The following is a 6,479-nucleotide window of genomic DNA, read 5'->3' on the forward strand; positions in this document are numbered from 1 at the left end:
GAAACAACTTTGCGCCGATGATAGTGCTGCAACCAGTGTGAAAGTAGGTTATCGTCAGGCTTGTTATTCGTAGTAGAGAAAAACCCGATCAGAAATGGTCGGGTTTTTTTTCGTCTGATGCTTTTGCTTGATGCCGCTGGTGGTGTCGGATTACGCTTCGCTAATCCGACCTACTCGAGGTAATTGATGCGCGATTTTGCCGTACATACGGCGTAGTTGGCCGAAGTTGTCGGCCGCGAGCGCTTGTTGCGGGGATGTCAGAACGCCTTGTGGACATGTAATTGACAGTGGCTGGGTGATTCTGGACGCCCGTCTTGCCCGCCCGTGTTGTGAGCGACGGACACCGTCATGTTCTCTTCATATTGACACTGTACGATGACTTCCATTCTCATCAAGTAATGTGTGCACCCATGCTGGCCAAGCTTAAACTCGTCAAAACTCCCAAAGGCATCGATAGTGCCTTGATGTTGTCGGCCATGCTGATACTCTGGATCGGCAATTACAGCAACCTCGACCTCATGATCGCCGACAGCATGTTCGACGGTGTGCGCGGACAATTTGCCGGCACTGGCAGCGCATGGGCGGGCAGTTTCCAGCTGGGCATGATCTTGCTTGGCGCCGCCTTGATTGGCTTGGCCGTCTGGGACACCTTGCATCCGCTGGCCTGGCTGGCATCACGCCGCAGCGCCTTGCGCGTGGTGGCGTTGTCGGCTATCTTCGTGCCGCTAAGCATCTATTGGCTCTCTTCCTTCAGCGACGTGCCTTGCCCGACGGATTTGTTGCGCTATGGCGGAATGGAGCCGTACACGCGCCTGCTGGAAACGTTGCCGGCCAGGGCATCTGCCATGGCATGCCTGCCCGCTACCCAGGCGAACGCTGCCTGGTGGATGTTGGCCTTGCCATTGTTCTGCCTGCCCGGACGGCCACGCACGGCGCTTCTGTTCGTCGGCGTCATGCTGCTGTGCGGTTTGGCGGCAGGATGGCAGCAACAGCTGCAGGGTACGCAATTTTTCACGCACACCTTGTGGTCTGCCTGGATCGCTTCTTTCCTCATATATCTGCTGCATAATTTGTTCCGGGTCGAGGACGCGTTGGCCTGAAACACGAAAGTACGTCACAATCTGCCTGTCGAGTTGTCGTTTCATACAAAAACAGGAGCACCATGAACGAGCAGATTGCGAGAGAAGTGGTATTGGTCCGTGCTATCGAGACGGCCGACCAGAAAAAAGAAGTCCTCAGCGAGGATGACCGCATGTATGCCAGCCGCAGCGCGCGTGAGCTTGCGCAGTGGCAAGCTTCGGGCAAGCAGGCCGAAGTGACAGGTGACGATTTCCTGCAGCAGCGCTCCGAGCTGATCCTCAAGCGCATCACCGAGCGCACGCCCGCCTTCGCCGCTTTCGCGAAACGCCGTAACGGCATGAAAACCCTGGCGCTGACCTTGCCCCTGCTGGCCCTGCTGCTGGGCGCCGGGCTCGATCGCATCACGGATCCCCATCGCGTCGACTTGCTGTCGGCACCCTTGCTGCTGATCATCGCGTGGAATGTGCTGGTCTACCTGGGCTTGCTGATCTGGTTATGCATCCCTTCGCATTCCCTCGGCTGGCCAAAAGCGGGACTGGTACGCCACCTGAGCGTGGGTCGCCTGGCCTTGCCGCGCAAACTGCCGCACGCCTTGTCCTCGGGCTTGCTCAGTTTCATGGGGGAATGGGCGCACTTGAGCGCCAAGCTGACGGCCGCGCGCCTCAGTCGTACCATCCACCTGAGCGCCGCCATGTTTGCCATCGGCGCCGTTGCCTCGCTGTATGCGCGCGGTTTCCTGTCGCAATATGCGGCCGGCTGGGAAAGCACCTTTTTGAATGCTGGCCAAGTGCACAGCCTGCTTTCGACCCTGTTCGCGCCAGCCATCGCCCTGTTTCATTTGCAAGGCTTTTCGCTGGCGGAAATCGAAGCGCTGCGCTTCCCGCAGACGACGACCGTCGAAGGCGGCGCGCGCTGGGTGCATTTGTATGCGGCGACGATTTTCCTGCTGGTGGTCGTTCCCCGCCTGATCCTGGCCCTGGTCAACAACTGGCGCGCCGCGCGCCTGGCCAAACACTTTCCGTTAGATATCGATCAACCGTATTTCCGCAAGCTCAATGAAAGCATCGGCGTGGCCACGGGCGGCATGCTGCGCGTCTTGCCGTACAGCTTTACTGTCGATGAGGCGCGCCACAAGGGTCTGGGGCAAATCGCCCTCATGCTGTTCGGCGAGCAGGGCCGCATGATGCTGCGCCCATCGACGTCGTATGGCGAAGAGCCGCAGGACGTCTTGCGCGACACGGACCTGAATGATCCACAAGTCAATATCACGGCCGTGCTGTTCAACCTGACGGCGACGCCGGAAAAGGAAAATCACGGCGCCTTCCTCGATTACCTGGTGCAATCGTCGACGCGTGGCATCGCCGTCCTGATCGACGAGTCCAGCTACCTGGAACGCGCTGGCGAGCAGGCGGATAGTGGCGCCCGCCTGGCGGAGCGAGTCGCCTTGTGGCAACAGTTCTGCCAGTTCCACAAAACCACGGCCACCCGGGTCAATTTGCTCAATCCTGCCCTGCACCCGCTCGATGCCGGTGTCGGGCTGAAAGTATCGGCAGCAGCATGAGTGTGAATGTGAACAAAGATGTGCAGGATGATGCGGTACAGATTCAGTTCGCGCTGATTTCGCACACGAATAATGGCAAGACGACGTTGGCGCGCACCTTGGTGGGCGTAGATGTCGGTGAAGTGCGCGACGCCGCCCACGTGACCGTGTTTGCGGAATCGCATACCTTGCTGGCCACGCCGCAGGGCGATGCCTTGCAATTGTGGGACACGCCCGGCTTCGGCGACTCCGTGCGCCTGCTCAAGCGACTGGGGCAGTCGGGTAATCCCATCGGCTGGTTCCTGCGCGAAGTGCTGGACCGTTATCGCGACCGCCCCTTCTGGCTCAGCCAGCAGGCGCTGCGCACGGCCAAGGACTCTGCCGACGTAGTGCTGTACCTGGTCAACTCTTCTGAACATCCCAGGGATGCTGGTTACTTGCCGGCGGAAATGAAAATCCTCGCCTGGCTGGATAAACCCGTGGTGGTCTTGCTCAACCAGATGGGGCCGCCACGTCCTGGTAATGAGGAGCACAGCGAGCAGGCGCGCTGGCGCGAGCATTTGCAGCAGTATCCGATTGTGCGCGAGGTCCTGGCGCTCGATGCTTTTGCCCGCTGCTGGGTACATGAGCGTGTGTTTTACGAAGCTGTGGGGAAATTGTTGCCACAGTCGCAGCAAGCTGGCTATGCGCGTTTGTTTGCTACCTGGCAAGCGCAGAATACGGCGCGTTTCCAGCAGGCCATGCAGTTGCTGGCCACGCACCTGGCGGCGGCTGGGCAGGATCGCGAAGCCATCGAGCCCGTCTCCAAGGGCTTGCTGAAATCGGCCTTGCAGGTTGTGGGTATCGGCAAGAATGCGGAGCAGCAACGCCAGGAAAAGGCCATGGCCAGTCTGGTGGCGCGGCTCAATACGCACAGCGGCGCGACCACGCGTGAACTCTTGATCCTGCACAAACTCGACCCGACCGATGCGCATAAGATTAATAGCCGGATACGGGAAAATTTCGCCGTGCGCGCGCCGATCGACAAGGCGCAAGCAGGGCTGCTGGGCGCCATGATTTCCGGGGCGGCGACGGGTCTGTCGGCCGACCTGATTTCCGGCGGCCTGACTCTGGGCACGGGCGCCTTGCTTGGCGGCGTGGTCGGTGCACTGACGTTTGCGGGCGCAGCCTGGGGTTTTAATTCCGGCACGGACCGCAACGAGCCCACCATGCAATTTACGGATGCCTTCCTGCGCACCCTTGTGGTGGCGGGCGTGCTGCGTTACCTAGCGGTGGCGCACTTTGGCCGTGGCCGCGGCAACTTTGTGGAAAGCGAGGCGCCGGCATTCTGGCAAGATGAGGTTGAGCAGGCGGTGGCGCGCCATGGCGCTGCTTTGGTCGAGCTGTGGAAAGAAGTGCGCCGGGAAAAATCGCCGGAGCAAGCCGCCGAGCGCATCCTGCCCCTCATGTCGTCCATCACGTCCGATACCCTGGCGCGACTGTATCCGGATGTGGCGCGCCTGGTGTAGATGCCTGGTGTCGATAATCAGGCGCGGACTTGAAGCCATTGTTGCAGAAATTTCACGCAGGTCCTGACCTTGGCGGAGTTCGACAGCCGCGACGTAGTTACCGCCCACACGTCGGCAGCCTGTTGATACGCGGGCAAAATGCGCACCAGCTTGCCTTGCGCCAGGCTGCTTTCCACATCCCAGGCCGAGCGCAAGATGATGCCGTGACCGTCCAGCGCCCATTGATGGACGATCTCGCCATTGTTGGCCGATAGCGGCCCATCGACCTTCACCGTTTCCAGCCCGTGCGGCCCTTGCAGTTTCCAGCGTCGCCCATCCTGGTCGCGCTCGCGAATGACGATGCAGTCATGCTCGCGCAATTGCGCCAGGGTTTCCGGCGTTCCACGTTGTGCGAGGTAGGCGGGTGCGGCGCATAGTACGCGCTGATTGCTGGCAATACGATGGGCGATCAGGTCAGGCTCGTGCACCACGCCGATGCGAATGTCGAGGTCAAAACCTTCGCCCAGCAGGTCAACGGGGCGGTCGAGCAATTCCAGCTGTATTTTCAAGTCTGGATATTGCCGTGCCAGCTGGGAGAGGGCGGGACCGAGCCGGTTGCGTCCAAAACCGGAGCTGGAGCAAATGCGCAGCACGCCCTGCGGCTGCAATTTCGACTGTGCTACCGCTTCACCCATCTGCTCGACATCTTCCAGGATGCGCTGCGCCCATTGCCGCACGATCTCGCCATGGTCGGTGATGCTGACCCGGCGCGTGGTCCGGTGCAGCAAACGAACTTGCAGCGCCGTTTCCAGCATGCCGATGCGCTTGCTGACGACGGCCTTGGAAATACCCAGTTCCAGCGCTGTGGCGGCGAAACTGGTTTTGTGGACGACCTGGCAAAACAGGCGTAAGTCTTCCAGTAGCGGCGTATGTTTCATCGATTGATCACGAAATGTGGATACTTGGGTTATGAGTTACCTGATTGTATTCTGATGCAGCGCCAGTATCATCAACGCATCCATCTAGCATCCATCTATAACCAGGAGAACCTCATGCCCGCACACAGAATCGCAGTCATTGCCGGTGACGGCATCGGCAATGAAGTCATGCCGGAGGGCTTGCGTGTGGTTGAAGCGGCTGCGCGCCGTTTCAATATCGACCTGCAGTTCACGACGATGGCATGGGCGAATTGCGACTACTACCTCGAGCATGGCCAGATGATGCCTTCGGACTGGTTTGCGCAGCTCAAGGATTTCGACGCCATCTATTTTGGCGCCGTGGGTTGGCCGGACAAGGTGCCCGACCACATCTCCTTATGGGGGTCGCTGTTGAAATTCCGGCGCGAGTTCGACGAATACGTCAATTTGCGGCCCGTGCGCCTGATGCCGGGCGTACCGTGTCCGCTGGCGAACAAGAAGCCGGGCGATATCGATTTCTATGTGGTGCGTGAAAACACGGAAGGAGAATATTCATCCGTGGGTGGGCGCATGTTCGAGGGTACGGAACGCGAAACGGTGCTGCAGGAATCCGTGTTTACGCGCAAGGGCGTCGACCGCATTTTGAAGTATGCGTTTGAGCTGGCGCAAAGCCGGCCTAAAAAACACCTGACATCGGCAACCAAGTCGAATGGCATCGCGATCAGCATGCCATTCTGGGATGAGCGGGTGGAAGCGATGGGCCCGAGCTTTCCCGATGTGCGCTGGGACAAATACCATATCGACATCTTGGCAGCCCGTTTCGTGCTCAGCCCCGAGCGATTCGACGTGGTGGTCGCGTCGAATCTGTTTGGCGACATCCTGTCCGACCTTGGCCCCGCCTGCACGGGGACGATTGCCATCGCACCGTCGGCCAATATCAATCCGGAGCGCACCTTCCCCTCAGTATTTGAGCCTGTACACGGTTCCGCACCTGATATCTATGGCCAGAATATCGCCAATCCGATCGGCATGATCTGGTCGGGCGCCATGATGCTAGACTTTCTCGGCAATGGTGATGCCCATTACACGGCGGCGCATGACGCGATTGTGCGCGCCATCGAGCAGGTGCTCGAGCATGGGCCACGTACGCCGGACATGGGCGGCAGTGCCAGTACGACCGATGTGGGCATGGCGGTGGCAGCATTGCTGAAATAAGGCTTGCCGCCCGTGGGCGGATTTGCTATAGTTCGCCTCCCCAATGAGACGCAGTCAAATGCGGCACTTGAGGATCACTGGAAACGGCGATGAGTAGTAAAGTAGGAGTTGACGGATGTAGTGAAATGCTTCATACTCTTCCTTCTTCGCAGCTGACAAACACAACGCTTTGTCGATAGCGCGAAAGCAGTAACCGAATACAGTTCTTTAACAATTAACAGTCGATAAGTGTGGGCATTT

5 protein-coding genes are annotated in these 6,479 nt (G+C 59.3%); 4 read left to right on the top strand and 1 reads right to left on the bottom strand.

Annotation, left to right across the window (positions count from 1 at the left end; translation table 11 throughout):
* Positions 1 to 410 precede the first annotated feature (410 nt).
* The 3 genes from ACQ4WY_RS28135 to ACQ4WY_RS28145 all read left to right on the top strand — a co-directional run bounded on the left by ACQ4WY_RS28135 (position 411) and on the right by ACQ4WY_RS28145 (position 4,128).
* Entirely contained in the window at positions 411 to 1,100 is a 690-nt protein-coding gene (locus tag ACQ4WY_RS28135) for a phosphatase PAP2 family protein (RefSeq protein WP_353659642.1), read from the top strand.
* Positions 1,101 to 1,162: 62 nt separating this feature from the next.
* On the top strand, positions 1,163 to 2,641 hold the full coding sequence (locus tag ACQ4WY_RS28140) for a DUF2868 domain-containing protein (RefSeq protein WP_436506908.1): 1,479 nt from the start codon (positions 1,163 to 1,165) through the stop codon (positions 2,639 to 2,641).
* A complete protein-coding gene (locus ACQ4WY_RS28145; protein WP_436506909.1) occupies positions 2,638 to 4,128 on the top strand; it encodes a DUF3482 domain-containing protein in 1,491 nt (496 codons plus the stop codon). The genes ACQ4WY_RS28140 and ACQ4WY_RS28145 overlap by 4 nt, the downstream gene beginning before the upstream one ends.
* A 17-nt stretch (positions 4,129 to 4,145) precedes the next feature.
* Here the strand turns inward: ACQ4WY_RS28145 and ACQ4WY_RS28150 are convergent, their stop codons facing one another.
* Complete coding sequence (locus ACQ4WY_RS28150; protein ID WP_436506910.1) at positions 4,146 to 5,045, bottom strand: LysR family transcriptional regulator; 900 nt, start codon at positions 5,043 to 5,045, stop codon at positions 4,146 to 4,148.
* A 114-nt stretch (positions 5,046 to 5,159) separates the two neighbouring features.
* Between ACQ4WY_RS28150 and ACQ4WY_RS28155 the strand changes: the two genes are divergently transcribed.
* On the top strand, positions 5,160 to 6,239 hold the full coding sequence (locus ACQ4WY_RS28155; RefSeq protein ID WP_436506911.1) for a tartrate dehydrogenase: 1,080 nt from the start codon (positions 5,160 to 5,162) through the stop codon (positions 6,237 to 6,239).
* Positions 6,240 to 6,479 lie beyond the last annotated feature (240 nt).

This window comes from Janthinobacterium salmonicoloratum, assembly GCF_051380845.1.
GTDB lineage: Bacteria > Pseudomonadota > Gammaproteobacteria > Burkholderiales > Burkholderiaceae_D > Janthinobacterium > Janthinobacterium lividum_F.